The organism is Rathayibacter tritici, from assembly GCF_001641005.1.
Taxonomy (GTDB): Bacteria; Actinomycetota; Actinomycetes; order Actinomycetales; family Microbacteriaceae; genus Rathayibacter; species Rathayibacter tritici.
In genome coordinates this window covers 453,992-472,977 of sequence record NZ_CP015515.1, presented here as the reverse complement: position 1 = coordinate 472,977, position 18,986 = coordinate 453,992, and the positions used below count along the sequence as shown (strand labels likewise).

Genomic DNA, 18,986 nt, shown 5'->3' with positions numbered 1-18,986 from the left:
TGGGCTCCTTCTCGGCACGGCAGCGGTCCTAGTTGATTCTGATCAACTATTGACTGGCTGCAACTATATAGCCGAGCGTCACAAATCGCTAGCGCTCCTCCGTCGCCGGTCGGGCGCCCTGCCGCCCGCGCCTATCCTCGGAGGGTGGACAACATCGATCGGAAGATCCTCGATCTCCTGCGCCAGAACTCCCGCGCGGGCTACGGCGACATCGGCGGAGTCGTCGGCCTCTCAGCCTCCGCCGTGAAGCGGCGCGTCGACCGCCTCGTCGCCGATGGCGTCATCCGCGGCTTCACGATCAAGGTCGACCCCACCGTCGACGGCATGGCGACAGAGGCCTACGTCGAGCTCTTCTGCCGCGGCACCGTTGCGCCGGACGAACTGCGCCGGATCCTCACCGCGGTCCCCGAGGTCGTCGACGCCGGCACGGTGACCGGCTCGGCCGACGCGATCGTGCACATCCGCTCGCGCGACATCCCCAGCCTCGAACTCGCCCTCGAGAAGGTGCGCATCGCGCCGAACGTCGACCACACCCGCTCAGCGATCGTCCTCTCTCGGCTCATCCAGCGCAGCGAGGCATAACAGGACCCGCCACTCGCTCGACACCGACGCACTCCAGCTGGTAGACCATATGTGTATGGTCATTCCAGGAGGGTGGGGCATGAGCGGCAGCGAGAGAGCGGGCACGGCGGCAGAGCGAAGGAGGCGCCTCTGGCTGATGCTGCCGATCCTGTTCGTCGGCGTCCTTATCGGCCGCGCGGTCGCGAAGGCGATCGGCGCCGAGGATCCGTGGAACGTTGTCGTGACCGCTGCCGTCGCGGCAGTGCTGGCGGTTGTCGTTCTCGTGCTCGTCGACAGGCCGCGCTGACCCTCCTCCTGGATCGGAACCCGATGGAGGGAACGACGATGGAACGAACGAGAACGAGCACGGCGCTGGTCGCCGCCGCGGCCACCCTGCTGGCGGTGCCGCTGTTCGCGGCTCAGGCCGCACGAGCGGAGCCGGCGAGCGGCGGTGGGAGCGGTGGGAGCGGTGGGAGCGGTGGGAGCGGCCAAGTCCACCTCGAGGCGCGCGGAGGCTCCGCCTCCACGGTGATTTTCGACGTCACCGATGGCACGCGGATCATCGCGCTGGCCGGCGGCGGAGTGGGATTCACGGACGGTGCCGAGACGTCCGAGGCACTCCCGGAGCGGATCGATGTCGGCCGCGGCCGCACGGTTTCGGGGCACTGGTCGATCGACGACTCCGACACGCTGACGTTCCACTTCGCGCCCGACGTCTCGGCAGGCGCGGCAAAAGGTGGCCAGCACCTCGACAGCGACTGGGGCTCGGCCGACTGGGGCCACTGCGTCGCAGGGAACGGGGTGAGCGGTGCGGCGACCGGCGGCCTGATCGGCGCGATCAGCGGTCCGGGAGCGATCGTCGGCGCGACCGGCGGGATGCTGACCGGGATCATCGGCGGCGCGATCACCTGCTGACGGGCGTCCGATCGGGCGAGCGAGCGTCCGTGACGACGGCGCCGCCGATCCGGACGAGATCGGCGGCGCCGTCGGGATCAGAAGCCCGAGGGAGAGAAGGCCTGCGCCATCTGGGAGAAGAGCGCCACCGACCAGCCGATCACGATCAGGATCGAGACGACCACGACGCCGAGGAAGATCCAGAGCGGGAGCAGTCCACCGCCGGTCACGCGCTTCACGATGACGCTGCGTCCGATCACGTAGACGTACGGCGCCACGAGGAAGGCCCACGCCCAGTGGAACGGACGCTGCAGGCCGGCTCGCTTCAGCTGACGCCAATCGAGGAACGCGAAGACGACCTCCGCGGCGTAGATCAGGAAGCCGACGATCTGGAGCACGCCGAGTCCGACGAGGTAGGCGGTCGACATCCCCATCGAGGACCTGGGTCCGTACGTCGTGGCCGTCGTCGAGTCGACGACCGCGCTCGGCGGCAGCAGAAAGATCGAGAGCGCCGAGAGAAGGGGCAGGAGGACGACCACCCAGATCCACGCCGTGGCGGTGACGATACTCGGGTCGCGCTGCTGGGCGGTGGCACCGGGCGCTGCGGCGTAGGCCGGGTACTGCGGCTGCTGCGCCTGCTGCGGCTGCTGCGCCTGCTGGCCGTAGCCCGGCTGCGGGTCCGCGGACGCCGGCTGCTGCGGGTACTGCCCCGAGGCCGACTGCCCGTAGCTCGTGCCGACTCCGCTCGATGTCTCGCCGTAGGCCGGGCGCGCAACGGGCGGAGCGGGCGCGACGGGCGGAGTCGGTGCGGCAGGCGGAGTCGGCGCTGCGGCCTGCGACGAAACGTCCTCAGCCGCGACGGTGGGCGCCGCCGTCGGCGCGTCCCGAAGCGACTCCGTCCAGCCGGCCCCGTCCCACCAGCGCTGACGGGACGAGCCCGCCGGGTCCGGGTACCACCCTGCACGGGGTCCGGAGGCCTCGCCGCCGATGCGTGCGCCCTGGTCCGAGCCGGTTCCGTTGTCGTCGGTCATGACGTCCTCCACTCCGCTCCGGGCGTTCTGCCCGCGATCTCGACCCACCGTAGCGCCGCGGCGCGATGCGCGGCCTGAGGGCCCGCTGATCGAACGCTGTCCACCACCGCAGGCACCTGAGCCGCGCGACCACCAGGATGGACGCATGCCCCACCTCCTCCGCGCCCGCGCCGCCCTCTTCGACATGGACGGGACGCTCGTCGACTCGACGGCCGTCGTCGAGACCATCTGGGGCGCCTTCGCCGAACGCTTCTCGCTCGATCGCGACACGGTGCTCGGGGCCGTGCACGGCGTCCGTGCCGCCGACAGCGTCCGCCGCTTCGCTCCCGCAGGCAGCGACGTGGACGCGATCGTCGCCGAGCTCGACGCGTACGAGCTCGAGCACACCGAGGGGACCGTCGAGATCCCCGGCGCGAGGGCGTTCCTTGCCTCGCTCCCCCGCGAGCGCGTCGCCCTGGTCACCTCCGCGAGCCCCGCGTTGGCCGGCGGCCGATTGTCCGCCGCGGGCCTCCCCTCCCCGGACACCGTCGTCACCGCCCACGACGTCGCGAACGGCAAGCCCGCTCCCGACGGCTACCTCGCCGCCGCCGCCCTGCTCGGCGTCGCCCCCGAGGACGCGCTCGTGTTCGAGGACGCCGAGGCGGGCATCCGCGCGGGTCTCGACGCCGGCATGCGCGTGATCGTCGTCGGAAGCCACGAGAGCGCAAGCACCCGGGGTCTGCCGCGGATCGCGCACTACTCCCACGCGCGAGCCATCGTCGAGGGCGACGAGCTCCTCCTCACCCTCGGCGGACCCCGGTAACGGATCGCGTCGATCAGTAGCGGATCGCGTCGATCACCTTCACCCGCACGGCGACGATCGCCGGCACCAGACCCGCGAGCGCACCGACGAGTGTCGCTGCGCCGAGTCCGAGAACCGCCGCCTCGGCCGGGAACGGCGGGATATCGCTGATGCCGGCTCCTGCTGGGTGCTGGTGACGGCGCCGTCCGGGCCGATCGTCTCGACCGGGTCGCGCGGAGTCTCGACGCGGATGTCGTAGATGAGGTCGCCCGACGCGACGGCGGCCCCCTGCTGCACGGAGACGTCGTCGACGGTGCCGGCCGCCGTCGCCTTCAGCGGCACGGCGGGGTCGGTGGCGACGGTGCCCTGCAGGGTGAGGTCATTGGTGACCGTGCCGCGGGCGACTGCGACGGTCGGCTCGGTGATCTCACCGGTCGGCCGCGTCGGATCGGCCTCGGCCGCTCCGTTCGGGAAGAACGCGATTTTCACGAGGGCGCTGCTCGCCGCTGCGATGATAACCATCCATACGATCGGGAACACCCAACGCCGAACCGCACCCACCACGTCCCCCGACCCCACTTCGCGAGCACTCCGTCATGGCGCGCCGGAGGCAGCCTATCCGGCGCGGGCGTTGACGTTGCGCCCGTGGAACGAACGTCAGCCGGCGAGCGCCGCGACGACGGAGGCGATCCGCCGCTCCCGCGTCTCGGCAGCCTTGGCCCCCTCGACCGATGCGACATGCGCTTTCCGCGCACTGGGCGAGAGCGCTGCGAAGCGCTCCGCAGCGCCCGCCTCGGCCAACGCGGAGGCCAGGTCCTCCGGCACGACGACCTCGCGCGGCGCGGTGTCGAGCTCGATCACCACGTCGATCGCGTCGCCGCCGGCCAGCCCCGTCTCGCGGCGCTTCTCGGCCGAGAACGGGACCAGCGCACGGCCTCCCATCGCTCCGACCGTGCTGGTGAAGCGGTAGCCGTTCACGGTCACGACGACCGCGGGCCGCTTGCCACCGCCGAGGGACTCGAGGACCTCGGGCGGAACCTCGATGCCGGTGTTCGTGCCGGTCTGGAAGAGCGTCGTTGCGAACTGCACGAGGCGATAGTGGCACGGACTCTCTCGTGTCGCACGGTCGGTGGCCATACTGACCCGCATCGCCCGTCGACTCCCTCTTCGTCCCCCGTCACCGATCTGGAGCGCTCGACGGCGTTCTCCGCGGCGCTCGGCTCCGCGGGGACGTGCTCAGCAGGCGCGGGTGTCCGGGTCGCCGAGCGAGGAGCGTACGGTGTCGACCGTCATCCGCCCGTCCGGGTCGAGCCGGGTCAGCATGCGCGCCATGATGTCAGCCAGCTGAGGGATCTGCTCGGGCTCGAGAGGGTCGATGACGTCGGCCAGCACGGTTGCCACGTGGCCGGGCGCGGTGTCGACGATCTTCTGCATCCCCGCATCGGTCAGCACAGCGTTGGTGGCGCGGCCGTCGGAGTCGCAGCGGCGCCGCTCGAGGTAGCCGCGTGCGACGAGGCGAGTCACCACATGCGAGAGCCTCGGGAGGGTGGCGTTGGTACGGGCCGCGAGCGTGGTCATCCGCAGGGCGCGGTCGGGCGCCTCGGAGAGCATCGCCAGCGTGAGGTACTCGAAGTGGGTGAGTCCGGCGTCGCGCTGAAGCTGGGTGTCCAGTGCCCCGGGCAGCAACTCCACGACCGCGATGAACCGCAGCCAGGCGCCGAGCTGATCAGGCGTCAGCCACCGGTTCTCAGGCGCACTCATCCCCCCACCCTAGCGACTACTTGCCGCGACAAGTATGCAGCCCCTGCACCCTCGCCCGCCCGCCACCGATGAGCCCCTCCTCAGCGGAGCCCCTCGCGCCCCCCTCACCGCGAACCGGGGATCCGCGTGCTAGCGGATCGCCGTAGCCGAACGCCTCCCGCTCCACGAAACGCACCCCACCGCGACGCCGACCGCGCCACGCCCGGCCAGGACGGGCGGGGAAACAGGTTCACACCACGTCGTCGCTCAGGTCGATCGGGTTCCCGAAGCGGTGGTTGGTGATCGAGATCGCCTGTTCGCGGAGGAAGGGCAGCAGTTCGACGCGACCGGCGGGGGTGACCGGATCAGCGTAGATCACCGTGTCGAGGGCGCCGCCGAGTGCTTCGGCGAGGGCGGTGGCGAGGGGGATGCGGGATCCGTCGGCGCGGGTCAGCGGGACGGGTGCTCCGGTGCTGCCGCGGGTCATGCCCGCGACGACGTCGCTGAAGGACCCGGTCGAGTCGGAGGATCGGCGCAGCACGGCCTGCTGTCCGCCCGGGGACGGGGTGCCGGCGCTGGCCTGCGGGCCCGCGTAGCCCTCGACGCGGTCGGAGACGATGTCGCCGATGATGCGGATGCGTGTCGCCGTGATCCGGCCGGCCGCGGCACGCTCGAGCCAGTGGGCGTCCGTCTCGACGACGATGCGCGGGACGAGGCCGGCCATCTCGGCGAGCTCGTCGCCGCCGAGCATCTCTTGGACTCGCGCGGGGAGCGGGATCGAGGTCGAAATGTCCATGCGCGAGCGCGTCAGCAGGCCGGCGGCGATGACGCGGAGGAGCTCACCGAGATCTCCGCCATCGGCCAGCCGGAGGGCGATCGGGACGCGGAGGTAGCGGAGAAGATTGCGCTCGACGCCGAGCTTCGAGATGTCGGTGACGACTCCGAACTCGGTGGCCCAGGCGAGCTGGTCGGAGAGGGCTGAGCGTCGGAGCAGGTCGAACTGCTCGAAGCGGAGCGCGGACTGGGCCGCCTCGATGAACTGACGGACGCGAGCGTCGAGGCCGCGCAGGTGCAGTGTCGAGGAGGAGCGCGCGGGTGAGGGCTTCCACGAACCGAGCCCGATGAGGTGGTGCGGCCCGCCGGCCTTCGCGCCACCTCCGACCGAGGAGCGCTTCCATCCGCCGAACGGCTGGCGCCGGACGATGGCGCCGGTGATGCCGCGATTGACGTACAGGTTGCCGGCCTCGACGGAGTCGATCCAGAGGGCGAGCTCGTCGGCATGCAGTGAGTGCAGGCCCGCGGTGAGGCCGTAGTCGGTGCCGTTCTGCATGCGGATGGCGTCCTCGAGGGTCGCCGCGTGCATGATCCCGAGAACCGGGCCGAAGAACTCGGTGAGGTGGACGTAGCTGTCCTCGGTGACACCCTCGCGCACTCCGGGCGACCAGAGCGTGCCGCTCTCGTCGAGGCGGCGCGGCTCGACCAGCCACGATTCGCCGCCGCCCAGGGTCGTGAGCGCGTGCAGCAGCTTGCCGGTGGGCTCCTCGATCAGGGGACCCATGACCGCCGACGGATCATCGGGGCGGCCGACGCGCAAGGAGGTGACGGCGTCGACCAGCTGAGCGCGGAACCGCTTCGAGCGGGCGACCGAGCCGACCAGGATGACCAGGGACGCGGCGGAGCACTTCTGTCCCGCATGGCCGAAGGCGCTGCGGACAATGTCGGCGACGGCGAGATCATAGTCGGCGTGGGGCGTGACGATGATCGAGTTCTTGCCGCTCGTCTCGGCCTGCAGTGCGAGGTCGGGCCGCCAGGAGCGGAAGAGCCGGGCTGTCTCGTAGGAGCCGGTGAGCAGGACGCGGTCGACGAGCGGGTCGGTGATCAGCGCACGGCCCAGCTCGTCCTCGTCGAGGTCGACGAGCGCCAGGAGTTCGTGCGGGATGCCCGCGTCCCACAGCGCCTCGACCAGCACGGCGGCCGAACGGCGGGCCTGCGGGGCCGGCTTGAGCACCACTCCGGAGCCGGCGGCGAGCGCCGCGAGGATCGAGCCGGCCGGGATCGCGACCGGGACGTTCCACGGCGGTGCGACCACGATCACCCGCTCGGGGACGAACGTCGCTCCGCCGACCGCGTCGAGCTCGCGAGCGCGGGTGGCGTAGTAGTGCGCGAAGTCGATGGCTTCCGAGACTTCGGGGTCGGCCTCGGCGATCGTCGTGCCGGTCTCGGAGGCCATCACCTCGATCAGGCGGTCGCGGTTGGCGGCGAGGACGAGGCCGGCGCGGTCGAGCACGGCGGCCCGGTCGTAGCCCAAGCGTTCACCCCAGCGCTCGGCGCGCCGCGACACCGTGCGCAGCACCTCCTGGAGCTGCTCAGGCGTCTGCACCCGGGCGGCGTCGGCGGTACTGGATCCGATGGTCGACCCGGGGATGCGCTCCGTGATCAGTCGGGCCCAGCGGCGGTTGCCGGGGAGGGCGGGGTCGGTGTCGGGCTCGTTGTGGAAGCCGGTGGTGGCGGCAGCAGCACCGGACCCGCGACTGAGCCCGAGGACCGCCTGGGTGAGACCGTCTGCAGCCGGATCCTCCACCCGCTCACCGGCACCCGCGTGCTCTTGCACCAGGCGGCGGCCGGAGCCCGCGGACCACTCCCGCAGCCGGTCCTGGCTGCGGTTGGGGGGCGGGACGGAGTCGTCGAGCGCGTCGAGCGAGATGCGGAACCGGCCGAGCTCGCGCTGCAGCACCTCCTCGTCCTCACCGCGGAACGCGGCCGAGAGGAAGTTCTCGGGGCTGCTGTTCTCCTCGAGTCGCCGGATGAGATACGAGATCGCCACGTGGAACTCGTGCGGGTGCACGACGGGCGTGTAGAGCAGGAGCCGTCCCACGTCCTCGCGAACGGCTCGCGCCTGCCCCGTCGCCATGCCGAGCAGCATCTCGATCTCGACCGCGTCGGTCACGCCGCGCTCGGTCGCGGTGAGCCAGGCCCAGGCGAGGTCGAACAGGTTGTGCCCGGCGACGCCCACGCGCACCGCGTCGGTGCGCTCGGGCCGCAGCGCCCGGTCGAGCAGACGCTTGTAGTTCGTGTCCGCCTCCGCCTTGCTCCCGACGGTCGCGAGCGGCCAGTCGTGCAGGGCCGCGTCGACGCGCTCCATCGCCAGGTTCGCGCCCTTGACCACGCGGACCTTGATCGGTGCCCCGCCGCGGGCCCGCCGCTCGCGCGCCCAGTCGGTCAGCTCGTCGAGCACGCGAACGGAGTCGGGCAGGTACGCCTGCAGGACGATGCCCGCTTCGAGCTCGAGCATGCCCGGCTGTTCGAGGAGGCGCCGGAACACGGCGACCGTCAGGTCGAGGTCGCGGTACTCCTCCATGTCGAGGGTGATGAAGGTGGGCTCGGCGCTGGACGCGGCGGCCTGGTAGAGCGGAGTGAGGCGCTCGACGACGCGGTCGACCTCCTCCTCGAAGGCCCACATCGAGAGCGGACTGACGACACTCGAGACCGCGACGCTGACGTAGTCGACGTCCGGCCGCTCGAGCAGGCGGAGCGTCCCCTCCAGCCGCCGGCGCGCCTCGCGCTCGCCGAGCACCGCCTCGCCGAGCAGGGTCAGGTTCAGCCGGTCGCCACCCTCCCGCAGGGCCGCGACGGCCTCGCCCAGACGCGCTTCCGAGGCGTCGACCACGAGGTGGCCGACGAGGTGCCGCAGCACCCGTCTCGCCGCCGGCACAACCACCCACGGCAGTACCGGACCCACGGCCCCGCCGGTACTGATCGCGGCGCGCAGGTAGGAGGGGAGGAACGCGGGCGTCTTCGCAGTGAGCGCCGCGAGGTTCTCGGCCGCGACCGACAGGTCCTCGGGCCGGACCACGCCGTCGAGGAAGCCGACGGTGAAATCAAGGCCGTTCGGATCCTGGAGCACGCCCGCGAGCCGCTGCGCCGCAGGCTCGACCGGGAACTCGCCGCTGCGGGCGATCCAGCGCCGGACCAGGGACTCGACGCGCTCGAGCATCGGACGGTCGTCGTCCTCCAGCAGTACCTCGACGCCGGACGGTGCTGCCTCGGACTCGAGCCGCTGCTCGGGCGCCTGCTCGAGCGCCTGCTCGACCACGTCCGCCGGCTCGTCGCCGACGTCCTCCGCGCTCCCCGACGCACCGCCGTCGCCCTGCACGAGCGCACCACCGTCGCCCTGCACGACCGCGTCGTCGGGCTCGCGCTCCGGGTCGCTGCCGGGCACTCCTGGGGTCGTCGACTGCTGCATCCTCCGAGGCTAAGCCCGACTCGGTGCCCGGAGGCGGCGTGACGCGGTGCTCCCGCGGACTCGGCCCCGAGCCGCCCCTGTGGAGGAGCATCTCAGTGCCGGCGGTGGTCCTGGATCGTCATCCTCGGACCGTGCCGCGGCTTCCGCACCCCGCTACAGCCGATCAGCCGGATCACCCGCTGCCGGTGGCCGCGCCACGGCTCCAGCAGCTCCAGCATCCCGTCGTCGTCGACCCCGAGATGCCCGGTGAGCGCGAAGCCGACCGCCGCGGCGAGGTGGTAGTCGCCCACGCTGACCGCGTCCGGGTCACCGTGCGCGCGCATCATCACCTCGGAGGCCGTCCACGCTCCGATCCCCGGCACCGACTGCAACCGCCGCGCGATCTCCGCGCCGCCCCGCCCGAGGGCGAGCGTCCGCTCGAGCCCGGAGGCGACGAGCGCCGCGGTGAGGACCGTGCGCGATCGCCGCGGGTCGACTCCCGCCCGGTGCCAGTCCCACGACGGCACGCGCCGCCACTGCTCCGCACTCGGAGCCACATGCAGGGCGACGGGCCCCGGCGCAGGTTCCCCGTGCAGCCGGACGAGCGCGCGGTAGGCGCGCCACGCCTCGGTGCTGGTGACCTTCTGCTCCAGGATCGACGGCGCGAGCATCTCGAACACCAGGTTCGCGCGGGTGAGCCGCAGGCCGACCGTGCGCCGGAGCACCTCGGCGAGCGGCGCGTGCGCCGACAGGTCGAGCCCGCTCCAGTCGTCGCCGTGGCCGAGCAGCTCGGGGACCCGGTCGATCAGCCACTCCGCTCCGTCGCCCCAGGCGCGCGCGTGCACCGATCCGTCGACCGCCTGCCGCAGGTGCAGGGTGCCCGGCCCGAGCGGAGTGCGGAACCCTCGCCAGAAGCCGGACGCGTCCACGAGCATGGTCGGGTCGCCCGAACCGCGCAGCAGCGTGCGGAGGGTGAGCGCGAGGCTCACCGGCTCCGCCGGCGCGTAAACCGTCGCCCAGGAGGACTCGGGAGCGGGGGCGGCGATCGACACGCAGCGATGCTAACCGGCGGCTCCGACACTGCGAGCAGACGCTCTCCGCAGAGCCCCCGTTCACGCCGTGTTCGGAGCGACACGCCCGGCGGTTTGGTCCAACAGGAATGAACACATGCGCGGATCGGATCCCTCGTTGTGACTGGTCAGCGTGCGGATTCCGGGCGTAGCTTCGCGATGTCGCGGCGGCACTCCAGCCGTCCGACACCCGCCTATCACTGGAGATGCGCACATGTTCGATACGACCTTCATCCGCAACGCGATCGTCAAGAGCTCTGAGACCGCTCTGGACCGTCGCCGCTTCTTCGAGGCCACCGGCGTCGCCGGCCTCGGCATCGGAGCCGCGGCACTCGCCGCGCCCACCGCCTCCGCCGAGGAGGTCGCTGCCAGCGGCCCCAGCGACGCCTCGATCCTCAACTTCGCCCTCAACCTCGAGTACCTCGAAGCAGAGTTCTACCTCCGCGCGGTGTACGGCGACGGTCTGGGCGGCTCGGACGTGACCGGGAAGGGCACGCCCGGCGGCGTCATCGGCGGCCGGCCCGTCAACTTCACGACCCCGTGGCTCAAGAGCTTCGCCACCGAGGTCGCGAACGACGAGAAGGCGCACGTGAAGTTCCTCCGCTCGGCTCTGGGTACGTCGAGGGTTGCGCGTCCGGCGATCAACCTGAAGGACAGCTTCAACGCCGCCGCCACCGCGGCAGGGCTGATCAAGGCGGGCCAGAGCTTCGACCCGTTCGCGAGCGAGGCGAACTTCCTGCTCGGCGCGTTCGTTTTCGAGGACGTCGGAGTGACCGCCTACAAGGGCGCCGCTCCCCTCATCCAGTCGAAGACCTACCTCGACGCGGCTGCGGGCATCCTCGCGGTGGAGGCGTACCACGCCGGTGCCATCCGCTCGGCGATCTACGCCGCCGACCTGTCCGACTCGGCGAACAAGCTCTCCGACGCTCGCGACAGCCTCGACGGCAAGACCGACCTCGACCAGGGCGTCAAGGTCAATGGCCAGGCGAACATCGTCCCGACCGACGGCAGCTCCATCGCCTTCAGTCGCACCCCGGGCCAGGTCCTGAACATCGTGTACCTGAACCCCAAGGCCTCGCGCACCGGCGGATTCTTCCCCCGCGGCGTGAACGGTGAACTGAACACCAGCCAGGCCAACTAGCACCGAGTACGACGACGGGCCCTTCCTCGAGGCGGCGAGGAGGGGCCCGTCGTCGTCCGCGTGCACATCCGTTCACCAGGTCCTCTAACCTGAGCGAGTGAAGATCGGGATCCTGACCTCCGGCGGCGACTGCCCCGGCCTCAATGCCGTCATCCGCGGTGCCGTGTACAAGGGCATCAAGGTCTACGACCAGGAGTTCGTCGGGTTCCGCAACGGCTGGCACGGCGTGGTCGACGGCGACTTCCTGCCGCTGGGTCGACCCGAGATCCAGGGCATCGCCAAGCAGGGCGGCACGATCATCGGCACCAGCCGCACGAACCCCTTCGAGGGCGAGAACGGCGGACCGGAGAACATCGCGGAGATGATGGCCCGCAACGGCATCGATTCGATCATCGCCATCGGCGGCGAGGGCACTCTCGCCGCAGCCAAGCGCCTCACCGATGCGGGCTTGAAGATCGTCGGCGTCCCCAAGACCATCGACAACGACCTCGGCGCCACCGACTACACCTTCGGCTTCGACACCGCCGTCGGCATTGCGACCGATGCGATGGACCGCCTCCGCACCACCGGCGACTCGCACGGCCGCTGCATGGTCGCCGAGGTCATGGGCCGCCACGTCGGCTGGATCGCGCTGCACTCCGGTATGGCCGCGGGTGCCCACGTCATCCTGATCCCGGAGAAGCGCACGTCACTCGACCAGATCGTCGAGTGGGTGCAGAGCGCTCAGGATCGCGGCCGCGCGCCGCTGGTCGTGGTCGCCGAGGGCTTCTCGCTCGACACGATGGACGACGCCCACTCGGAGCGAGGCCTCGACGCCTTCGGCCGGCCCCGCCTCGGCGGCATCGGCGAGCTGCTCGCCCCGCTCATCGAGGAGCGCACCGGCATCGAGACCCGCGCCACCACGCTCGGCCACATCCAGCGCGGCGGGACGCCCACCGCATTCGACCGCGTGCTCGCGACCCGCCTGGGCATGGCCGCGATCGACTCCGTCGTGGCCGAGCACTGGGGCCGCATGGTCGCCCTGCGCGGCACCGACATCTACCACGTCGACTTCGCCGAGGCCCTCGGCATCCTCAAGACGGTGCCCGACGCCCGCTACGAGGAGGCGCGCATCCTCTTCGGATAGCGCGAATCTCGACGAATCGCACTGGGGCGTCTCGAGACCGACTCCCTCAGCCCTTCGCTCCGTCCGGGGTCGCCGTCGCCACGATCTGCGCCCGCGCCAGCGTGTGGAAGTGGACGTTGAAGCCGAGGATCGCAGGAGTCGACTCCGGATCCAGATCCAGCGACTCCACGTCGAGGGCGTGCACCACGAAGAAGTAGCGGTGCTCGCGGTCCGGCGGGGCCGCTCCGATGAACTGGCGCAGCCGCATCTCGTTGGGGAGGGTCTGGGCGCCTGCCGGGAGCAGCTCGAAGCCGGCGGCTCCGGCTCCGGTGGGCAGCCCCGTGGTGTCGGCGGGGAGGTTGTAGACGGCCCAGTGCCAGAAGCCGGAGCCGGTCGGCGCATCCGGATCGAACACGGTGACGGCGAAGCTCCTCGTCTCGGCCGGCGCTCCCGACCAGCGCAGCTGCGGCGAGACGTCCTCGCCACCGGCGCCCTCCCCGTAGTGGCGGGCGGACAGGGGCGCTCTGTCCGCGATGTCGTCGCTCTCCAGCGTGAAAGTCGGTACGTCGCCGAGGCGGGCGTAGGGGTCGTAGGTCCAGTCGGACATCCGGTTCTCCGTTCGGGTCGAGCGGGCGGGGCCCGCGATCTTAGCCTAGGAACCCGCTCCGGCCCGCCGAAAGGCTTGCGGAGCAGGTCACGACCCGAGAGAGCGTCCCGGCCGGTGGTTGAACGCCACGAGGATCACGCCGAACGGGATGGTGAGCGGGTACCCCAGCAGCAGCGCGAGGCCGGCCGTGCCACCGGTGACCGCCTGGCTCGCGCGCAGCAGATACAGGCCGAGCGAGACCAGGAAGGCGCCAGCGACGAGGCCGAACACGTCCTCCAGGCGGGAGTGCGGCACGGTGGCGGAGGCGTCGGACACCCGATGATGCTGCCACCCGCCGCGCCTGGGGCCCGCGCCCTCGTATGATGTGCCGGTGCTGCCGAAGATCCTGCTGTTCTACCGCTTCGTGCCGCTGGCCGACCCCGAGTCCGTGCGGCTGTGGCAACGGGAGCTGTGCGAGTCGCTGAGCCTGCGCGGGCGCCTGCTGATCTCGGAGCACGGGGTGAACGGCACCCTCGGCGGCGGGATGGATGCGCTCAAGCGCTACCTCCGCCGCACCCGTGAGCACTCGGCGTTCCGCGGCCTCGAGGTGACGTGGAGCGACGGATCCGGCCTCGACGACGCGGGCCGCAGCCTGGACTTCCCCGGGCTCTCGGTGAAGGTGCGCGACGAGATCGTCTCGTTCGGCGCTCCCGACGAGCTGCGGGTCGACGCGGGCGGCGTCGTCGGGACGGCTCCGCGGCTGGACCCGGACCAGCTCGACGCCCTCGTCGCCGAGCGCGAGGACGTGGTGCTGTTCGACGGCCGCAACGCCTTCGAGGCCGAGATCGGCCGCTTCGAGGGAGCCGTCGTGCCCGCGGTTGCCAGCACCCGCGAGTTCGTCGAGCAGCTCGACGCCGGCGTCTACGACCATCTCAAGGACCGCCCCATCGTCACCTACTGCACCGGCGGCATCCGCTGCGAGGTCCTGTCGAGCCTGATGAGGGCACGCGGCTTCGGCGAGGTGTACCAGCTCGATGGCGGCGTCGTCCGCTACGCCGAGGCGCGGCGCGACCGCGGGCTCTGGCAGGGCGCGCTCTACGTGTTCGACGGCCGCGGATCCGTCACGTTCTCCCCGGATGCCGAGGTGCTCGGCCGGTGTGCCTCCTGCGCGGCGCCGACGAGCCGGATGCGCAACTGCACCGACGCCTCCTGCCGCGCGCAGCTCGTCGTCTGCGCGGACTGCGAGGCGACGGCCTGCGCCGCGCATGCCGGCCCTACGCTCGTTCCATGAGCATCCACGCGCGCGGACGCGCCCTTGTCGACCTCCACACCGCCCCCGAGCTGCTGCAGGTGGTGAACGTCTGGGACGTGATCAGCGCGACCACGGTCGCCGCCCTCCCCGGGACACGCGCGCTCGCGACCGCGAGCCACTCGATCGCCGCGACCTTCGGCTACGAGGACGGTGAGCGGATCCCGCTGGAGCTGCACCTGGGGATGATCGAGCGGATCGTCGCCGCCGTCGAGGTGCCGGTCTCAGCCGATCTCGAGGCCGGCTACGGCGATGCGGACGAGACGGTTCGCCGCGCCATCGAGGTCGGCGTCGTGGGGGCGAACCTCGAGGACCAGGCGAAACCGCTTCCCGAGGCGCTGCGCGCGGTCGAGAAGGCCGTCGCTGCGGCCGAGGAGGAGGCGGTGCCCTTCGCGCTCAACGCCCGCACCGACGTCTTCCTCCGCGCCGGCGAACGCGACCGCGGCGAGGTCCTGGCCGACGCGATCGAGCGCGGCCGCGCCTACCTCGACGCCGGCGCGACCTGCTTCTTCGTGCCCGGGCTCCTCCAGGACGCCGAGCTGGAGGCCCTGGTCGGCGCCCTCGGCCGGCAGCGCGTCAGCGTCATCGGCGTCCCCGGATCGCAGTCCCCCGCCCGCTTCGAGGAGCTCGGGCTCGCCCGCGTCTCGTACGGCCCGTGGACGCAGCGCGTCGCCCTGACCGCGTTGCAGGACGCAGCCGTCGCGCTCTACTCCGGTCGGCCCCTCCCCGAGGGCACCCGTCCCCTGAACTGACCGCCCGGGCACGGGCCCGCGGGCGTAGCGTGGGCCCATGTACCGAGCCATCGTCGTCGAGCGGCACTCCGACTCCGACACCGACACCCCGAACCGAGCCCGCCTCCTCGAGCGCGACGACCCCGACCGCTCGCACGGCGACGTAACGATCGCCGTCGAGTACTCGAGCGTCAACTACAAGGACGCCCTCGCGCTGGCCGGGCGGCCCGGTATCGTGCGGCGCACACCGCTTATCGCCGGCATCGACCTGGTCGGCACCGTGGAGTACGCGGACGGCGAGGCGGGCGAGCGCTTCGACTCCGGCGACCGCGTGGTGCTGAACGGCGCGGGTCTCGGCGAACTCCACGACGGCGGACTCGCCGAGCGGGCCAGGGTCGACTCCGGCTCGCTACTGCGTCTGCCCGGCGCGATCTCGTCGGCGCGCGCGGGAGCGATCGGCACCGCGGGCTTCACAGCGATGCTGGCCGTGCTGGCCCTTGAGCGGCACGGCGTGCGCCCGGGTAGCGGGCCGGTGCTGGTGACGGGAGCGTCCGGCGGAGTCGGGTCACTGGCCGTGGCGCTCCTGGCCCGGCTGGGCCACGAGGTCGTCGCCTCGACCGGTCGGCTCGGCGAGCACGGCGCACTGCTGCAACGCCTCGGCGCCTCCGACGTCATCGACCGCGCCGAGCTGCAGGAGGGCGGCAAGCCGCTGCAGTCCGAGCGGTGGGCGGGAGCCGTGGACTCCGCCGGCTCGCACACCCTCGCCAACGCCCTCGCGCAGACGTGCTGGGGCGGGACCGTGGCCGCGTGCGGCCTCGCGCAGGGCTCCGATCTGCCGGTGAGCGTGATGCCGTTCATCCTGCGTGGAGTGACGCTCGCGGGCGTCAACTCGGTGCAGGCCCCGCGCAAGCTCCGCGAGGAGGCGTGGCGCCGACTCGCGCACGACCTCGATCGTGAGCTCCTCGACGGCCTGACCACCACGGTGCCCCTCGGCAGCGCCGTCGATGCCGCCGAGGACGTGCTCGCGGGCCGCTCGCACGGTCGGACGCTGGTGGATGTCCGCGCCTGACGACGCAACGTCAGCTGAGAGACCATCTCATCCACTATCGTCGATGAGGACGTCTCTCAGCTGACGTTGTGCGGCGGCGCGGCTACTCCGCGGCCTCGGTGGCGCCGCTCGGCTCGGCCGATGCGTGCTCCACGGACGGGTCGGGCCGGGCCGTGTGCTGCTTGGCCGTGCTGCGGGGCTGCGGAGACCGCTTCGCGGCGGGCGCAGGCTTCGCGGCGGCAGCCTCCTCGGCCCGTTCAGCCTGCTCCGCGACCTCGGGGAGGATCACCAGATCGTCGGCGTCGACCACGGGGATCGCCGCGGTGCCGAGCTGGAGCGCCGCGATCAGCTCGGGCGCGTGCTTCGTGCTCACGATCAGTCGGGAGTAGTCCTCGTCGACCAGGTCGATCACGACGGCCGACGAGGTGCGCTTGAGCAGCAGGAAGTCCCTACCGCCGTGGAACTTCCAGGTGCCGACCGCGAGGGTGAGCGGCACCGCAGTGCCCGGCGCGCTGACACCACGGACCCAGATCCAGGGGTCTTCGGTGACCGTCGCCGAGCGGATGTTCGCCCGGTCGACGACGACGTCGCTGCAGTGGAACGCGAGCAGCCGTTCGGCCACGGTCAGGCGGAGTTCGAGGCGGTCGGGGAGCACGGTCACGACGGGCATGCCCCTAGTCTGCCCGCCGCCTGCCGCCGGGTCAGCGCTGGGTCGCACAACGATGCTCGATTGCGAGCGTCGGTGGCAGCATGGTCGGATGGCGATGGATCCGGACGAGGCGCTCCTCCTGGACGCCCTGCTGTCCGAGCGGCAGGCCGGGATGCGGCTCGACATGGCCCGGCTCGAGGCCTCGCTCGTCGAGCTCCTGCGCGACCGGGCCGACGGCACCGCCGACGACGAGCACGACCCTGAGGGCACTCCCCTGTCCGCCGAGTGGTCGCGAATGGCCGGAGTCCGCGACGCCCTGGTGCGCACCTCGCGCGAGCTGGACGGCGCTCGCGCTCGCCTCGGCAGGGGCGAATACGGCGACTGCGCCTCCTGCGGCCGCCCGGTCGGCGCCGCCCGCCTGACCGCCCGGCCCACGGCCGAGCTCTGCATCGCCTGCGCCCGTCAAGCGGAGTCGCGCGCCCGCTGAGCACCCCGGCCCGGTCGCCCTCACCATGCCGCGCCTGAAAGCCCCCACAGATTGCGGCGCACAGAAACCCGGTTTCTCCTGCGAGCATTCACATCTGGTCATGTCCCCCGAATAGGGCAGGCCCTCCTCCCCTTCGAAAGGCACCCCTGCGATGACCGAGACGTCGACCGCCCGATCGACCGGCGCCCCTCCCGCCCCCGACAAGCGCGCCTGGCGCTCGCTGATCGTTCTGCTCGCGGGGATGTTCATCGCCCTGCTCGACACGACCATCGTCAACGTCGCGCTGCCCACCATCCGCACCACGCTCGACGCGTCGGAGTCGACGCTCTCCTGGATCATCTCCGGCTACGCCCTCGCGTTCGGCCTCGCGCTGATCCCCGCCGGCCGCCTCGGCGACCGCTTCGGGCACAAGTGGATCTTCGTCAGCGGAGTCGCACTCTTCACCCTCGCGAGCATCGCCTGCGGTCTCGCGGCCGACGATGCCCAGTTGGTCGTCGCCCGCGTCGTCCAGGGCCTCGCCGGCGGCATCTTCGTCCCCGCGGTCAATGCCTACATCCAGCTGCTGTTCCGCGGACCCTCGCGCGGCAAGGCGTTCGCCGTGATGGGCGCGGTCCTCGGAGTGTCTTCGGCGCTCGGTCCGATCATCGGTGGCCTGATCATCCAGGCCTTCGGCGACGAGAACGGCTGGCGCCTCGTCTTCTGGGTGAACGTACCCATCGGCATCGCGACCCTGATCGCCGCCGCGATCCTCCTCCCCGCCCGCCGCGACCTCGAGACCGGCGAGCGCGCCCCGAGCGGAGGTGTCGACTGGCTCGGACTGGTACTCGTCTCGGGCGGCCTGGTCGCGTTGCTCGTCCCGCTCATCCAGGGCGAGGACGAGGGCTGGCCGCTCTGGACCTTCCTCTCGATCGCTGGCGGAGTCCTCCTCCTCGCCGCCTTCGGCGCCTGGGAGGTCCTCCACGTCCGCCGCGGTCGCGCTCCGCTGGTGCCGCCGTCGCTGTTCCGCCACCCCGCCTTCACCGGAGGCGTGATCCTCGCGCTGGTCTACTTCGCCGCCTTCACGAGCATCTTCTTCACCATCTCGCTGCTCTGGCAGTCGGGCCTGGGCCACACCGCGCTCGAGTCGGGCCTCGTCTCGATCCCCTTCGCGATCGGCAGCATCATCAGCTCGTCCCAGAGCAACCGGATGACCGCGCGTCTGGGCCGCACCGTCCTGGTGATGGGCAGCGGTCTGCTGGCGATCGGCCTGGGCTGGGTGTGGCTGGTGCTGCTCGCCGCGACGCCCGACTCGATCAGCAACTGGCAGCTCCTGCCGCCGCTGCTGATCGCGGGCCTGGGCAACGGTTTCTTCATCGCCCCGAATGTGCAGTTCATCGTCTCGACCGTCGACCCTCAGGACGCAGGCGCGGCGAGCGGAGTGATCTCGGCGATCCAGCGCATCGGCTCGGCCGTGGGCATCGCGGTCATCGGCAGCGTCCTGTTCGGGGGCCTGGTCATCACGGGGCCGGATACGGTGGCCTCCGGCTTCCTCGATGCCGCGGCTCCCGCGATGCTCCTGAGCACCCTGATGGCACTCGCCGCCTTCGCCCTGGTGTTCGTGCTGCCGAAGTCGGTCTCGCGCCGGGGGTGAC

At 71.7% G+C, this 18,986-nt stretch carries 19 protein-coding genes and 1 pseudogene; 11 read left to right on the top strand and 9 right to left on the bottom strand.

Features of this window, described 5'->3' with window-relative positions; genetic code table 11:
- Positions 1 to 144 precede the first annotated feature (144 nt).
- The 3 genes from A6122_RS02175 to A6122_RS02170 all read left to right on the top strand — a co-directional run bounded on the left by A6122_RS02175 (position 145) and on the right by A6122_RS02170 (position 1,476).
- Complete coding sequence (locus A6122_RS02175) at positions 145 to 582, top strand: Lrp/AsnC family transcriptional regulator (RefSeq protein WP_068251065.1); 438 nt, start codon at positions 145 to 147, stop codon at positions 580 to 582.
- A gap of 79 nt (positions 583 to 661) precedes the next feature.
- Positions 662 to 868, top strand: coding sequence for a hypothetical protein (locus A6122_RS16310; RefSeq protein ID WP_146076727.1), 207 nt, complete (start codon positions 662 to 664; stop codon positions 866 to 868).
- A gap of 38 nt (positions 869 to 906) precedes the next feature.
- On the top strand, positions 907 to 1,476 hold the full coding sequence (locus tag A6122_RS02170; RefSeq protein WP_104261866.1) for a hypothetical protein: 570 nt from the start codon (positions 907 to 909) through the stop codon (positions 1,474 to 1,476).
- Positions 1,477 to 1,553: 77 nt separating this feature from the next.
- Here A6122_RS02170 and A6122_RS16305 read toward each other — a convergent pair whose 3' ends face one another.
- The gene (locus A6122_RS16305; RefSeq protein ID WP_167542333.1) at positions 1,554 to 2,486 is read right to left on the bottom strand and encodes a DUF2510 domain-containing protein; all 933 of its coding nucleotides are present in this window, start codon (positions 2,484 to 2,486) and stop codon (positions 1,554 to 1,556) included.
- Positions 2,487 to 2,631: 145 nt separating this feature from the next.
- Here A6122_RS16305 and A6122_RS02160 point away from each other — a divergent pair, with 145 nt between their 5' ends.
- On the top strand, positions 2,632 to 3,288 hold the full coding sequence (locus tag A6122_RS02160) for an HAD-IA family hydrolase (RefSeq protein WP_068251061.1): 657 nt from the start codon (positions 2,632 to 2,634) through the stop codon (positions 3,286 to 3,288).
- A 13-nt stretch (positions 3,289 to 3,301) separates the two neighbouring features.
- Here the strand turns inward: A6122_RS02160 and A6122_RS17210 are convergent.
- From A6122_RS17210 to A6122_RS02135, 5 genes and pseudogenes are all read right to left on the bottom strand, one after another.
- A pseudogene (locus tag A6122_RS17210) lies at positions 3,302 to 3,445 on the bottom strand (ABC transporter permease); the annotation flags it as partial.
- A gap of 479 nt (positions 3,446 to 3,924) precedes the next feature.
- Positions 3,925 to 4,356, bottom strand: coding sequence for a YdeI/OmpD-associated family protein (locus A6122_RS02150; RefSeq protein ID WP_181026437.1), 432 nt, complete (start codon positions 4,354 to 4,356; stop codon positions 3,925 to 3,927).
- Positions 4,357 to 4,503: 147 nt separating this feature from the next.
- Positions 4,504 to 5,028, bottom strand: coding sequence for a MarR family winged helix-turn-helix transcriptional regulator (locus tag A6122_RS02145; protein WP_068251052.1), 525 nt, complete (start codon positions 5,026 to 5,028; stop codon positions 4,504 to 4,506).
- Between the two features lie 229 nt (positions 5,029 to 5,257).
- Entirely contained in the window at positions 5,258 to 9,001 is a 3,744-nt protein-coding gene (locus tag A6122_RS02140; RefSeq protein WP_084416140.1) for a proline dehydrogenase family protein, read from the bottom strand.
- Positions 9,002 to 9,342: 341 nt separating this feature from the next.
- Positions 9,343 to 10,281 carry a DNA-3-methyladenine glycosylase family protein gene (locus A6122_RS02135; RefSeq protein ID WP_308470995.1) on the bottom strand — a complete coding sequence of 313 codons (939 nt, stop codon included), beginning with the start codon at positions 10,279 to 10,281 and terminating at the stop codon, positions 9,343 to 9,345.
- A 232-nt stretch (positions 10,282 to 10,513) separates the two neighbouring features.
- Between A6122_RS02135 and A6122_RS02130 the strand changes: the two genes are divergently transcribed.
- Entirely contained in the window at positions 10,514 to 11,440 is a 927-nt protein-coding gene (locus A6122_RS02130; RefSeq protein WP_068251048.1) for a ferritin-like domain-containing protein, read from the top strand.
- 97 nt (positions 11,441 to 11,537) lie between these two features.
- Positions 11,538 to 12,566, top strand: a complete 1,029-nt coding sequence (locus A6122_RS02125) for a 6-phosphofructokinase (protein WP_068251047.1) — start codon at positions 11,538 to 11,540, stop codon at positions 12,564 to 12,566.
- Positions 12,567 to 12,612: 46 nt separating this feature from the next.
- On the opposite strand, the gene A6122_RS02120 is transcribed toward A6122_RS02125, so the two are convergent.
- A complete protein-coding gene (locus A6122_RS02120; protein WP_068251042.1) occupies positions 12,613 to 13,152 on the bottom strand; it encodes a YbhB/YbcL family Raf kinase inhibitor-like protein in 540 nt (179 codons plus the stop codon).
- 87 nt (positions 13,153 to 13,239) lie between these two features.
- Positions 13,240 to 13,467 carry a YitT family protein gene (locus tag A6122_RS02115; RefSeq protein WP_068251036.1) on the bottom strand — a complete coding sequence of 76 codons (228 nt, stop codon included), beginning with the start codon at positions 13,465 to 13,467 and terminating at the stop codon, positions 13,240 to 13,242.
- A 58-nt stretch (positions 13,468 to 13,525) separates the two neighbouring features.
- Here A6122_RS02115 and trhO point away from each other — a divergent pair, with 58 nt between their 5' ends.
- The 3 genes from trhO to A6122_RS02100 are packed head-to-tail and all read left to right on the top strand — an operon-like array spanning position 13,526 to position 16,240.
- Entirely contained in the window at positions 13,526 to 14,422 is an 897-nt protein-coding gene (gene trhO / locus A6122_RS02110) for an oxygen-dependent tRNA uridine(34) hydroxylase TrhO (RefSeq protein ID WP_444758771.1), read from the top strand.
- Positions 14,419 to 15,192, top strand: coding sequence for an isocitrate lyase/PEP mutase family protein (locus tag A6122_RS02105; RefSeq protein WP_068251031.1), 774 nt, complete (start codon positions 14,419 to 14,421; stop codon positions 15,190 to 15,192). Before trhO ends, A6122_RS02105 begins: the two co-directional genes overlap by 4 nt.
- 37 nt (positions 15,193 to 15,229) lie before the next feature.
- A complete protein-coding gene (locus A6122_RS02100; RefSeq protein WP_068251029.1) occupies positions 15,230 to 16,240 on the top strand; it encodes an MDR family oxidoreductase in 1,011 nt (336 codons plus the stop codon).
- A gap of 82 nt (positions 16,241 to 16,322) precedes the next feature.
- Here the strand turns inward: A6122_RS02100 and A6122_RS17090 are convergent, their stop codons facing one another.
- Positions 16,323 to 16,889, bottom strand: coding sequence for a hypothetical protein (locus tag A6122_RS17090; protein WP_068251026.1), 567 nt, complete (start codon positions 16,887 to 16,889; stop codon positions 16,323 to 16,325).
- An 88-nt stretch (positions 16,890 to 16,977) separates the two neighbouring features.
- Between A6122_RS17090 and A6122_RS15450 the strand changes: the two genes are divergently transcribed.
- Positions 16,978 to 17,355: a TraR/DksA family transcriptional regulator gene (locus A6122_RS15450; RefSeq protein WP_167542332.1), complete on the top strand. Its 378-nt coding sequence runs from the start codon at positions 16,978 to 16,980 to the stop codon at positions 17,353 to 17,355.
- A gap of 151 nt (positions 17,356 to 17,506) precedes the next feature.
- A complete protein-coding gene (locus A6122_RS02085; protein WP_068251023.1) occupies positions 17,507 to 18,985 on the top strand; it encodes an MFS transporter in 1,479 nt (492 codons plus the stop codon).
- Position 18,986: the final 1 nt, after the last annotated feature.

What these genes read in the sequence shown, in the direction of transcription:
- A6122_RS16310 (WP_146076727.1), top strand. Translation starts at nt 662, where the DNA reads ATGAGCGGCAGCGAGAGAGCGGGCACGGCGGCAGAGCGAAGGAGGCGC.
- A6122_RS02170 (WP_104261866.1), top strand. Translation starts at nt 907, where the DNA reads ATGGAACGAACGAGAACGAGCACGGCGCTGGTCGCCGCCGCGGCCACC.
- A6122_RS16305 (WP_167542333.1), bottom strand. Translation starts at nt 2,486, where the DNA reads ATGACCGACGACAACGGAACCGGCTCGGACCAGGGCGCACGCATCGGC.
- A6122_RS02160 (WP_068251061.1), top strand. Translation starts at nt 2,632, where the DNA reads ATGCCCCACCTCCTCCGCGCCCGCGCCGCCCTCTTCGACATGGACGGG.
- A6122_RS02145 (WP_068251052.1), bottom strand. Translation starts at nt 5,028, where the DNA reads ATGAGTGCGCCTGAGAACCGGTGGCTGACGCCTGATCAGCTCGGCGCC.
- A6122_RS02140 (WP_084416140.1), bottom strand. Translation starts at nt 9,001, where the DNA reads ATGCTCGAGCGCGTCGAGTCCCTGGTCCGGCGCTGGATCGCCCGCAGC.
- A6122_RS02130 (WP_068251048.1), top strand. Translation starts at nt 10,514, where the DNA reads ATGTTCGATACGACCTTCATCCGCAACGCGATCGTCAAGAGCTCTGAG.
- A6122_RS02120 (WP_068251042.1), bottom strand. Translation starts at nt 13,152, where the DNA reads ATGTCCGACTGGACCTACGACCCCTACGCCCGCCTCGGCGACGTACCG.
- A6122_RS02105 (WP_068251031.1), top strand. Translation starts at nt 14,419, where the DNA reads ATGAGCATCCACGCGCGCGGACGCGCCCTTGTCGACCTCCACACCGCC.
- A6122_RS02100 (WP_068251029.1), top strand. Translation starts at nt 15,230, where the DNA reads ATGTACCGAGCCATCGTCGTCGAGCGGCACTCCGACTCCGACACCGAC.
- A6122_RS17090 (WP_068251026.1), bottom strand. Translation starts at nt 16,889, where the DNA reads ATGCCCGTCGTGACCGTGCTCCCCGACCGCCTCGAACTCCGCCTGACC.
- A6122_RS15450 (WP_167542332.1), top strand. Translation starts at nt 16,978, where the DNA reads ATGGCGATGGATCCGGACGAGGCGCTCCTCCTGGACGCCCTGCTGTCC.
- A6122_RS02085 (WP_068251023.1), top strand. Translation starts at nt 17,507, where the DNA reads ATGACCGAGACGTCGACCGCCCGATCGACCGGCGCCCCTCCCGCCCCC.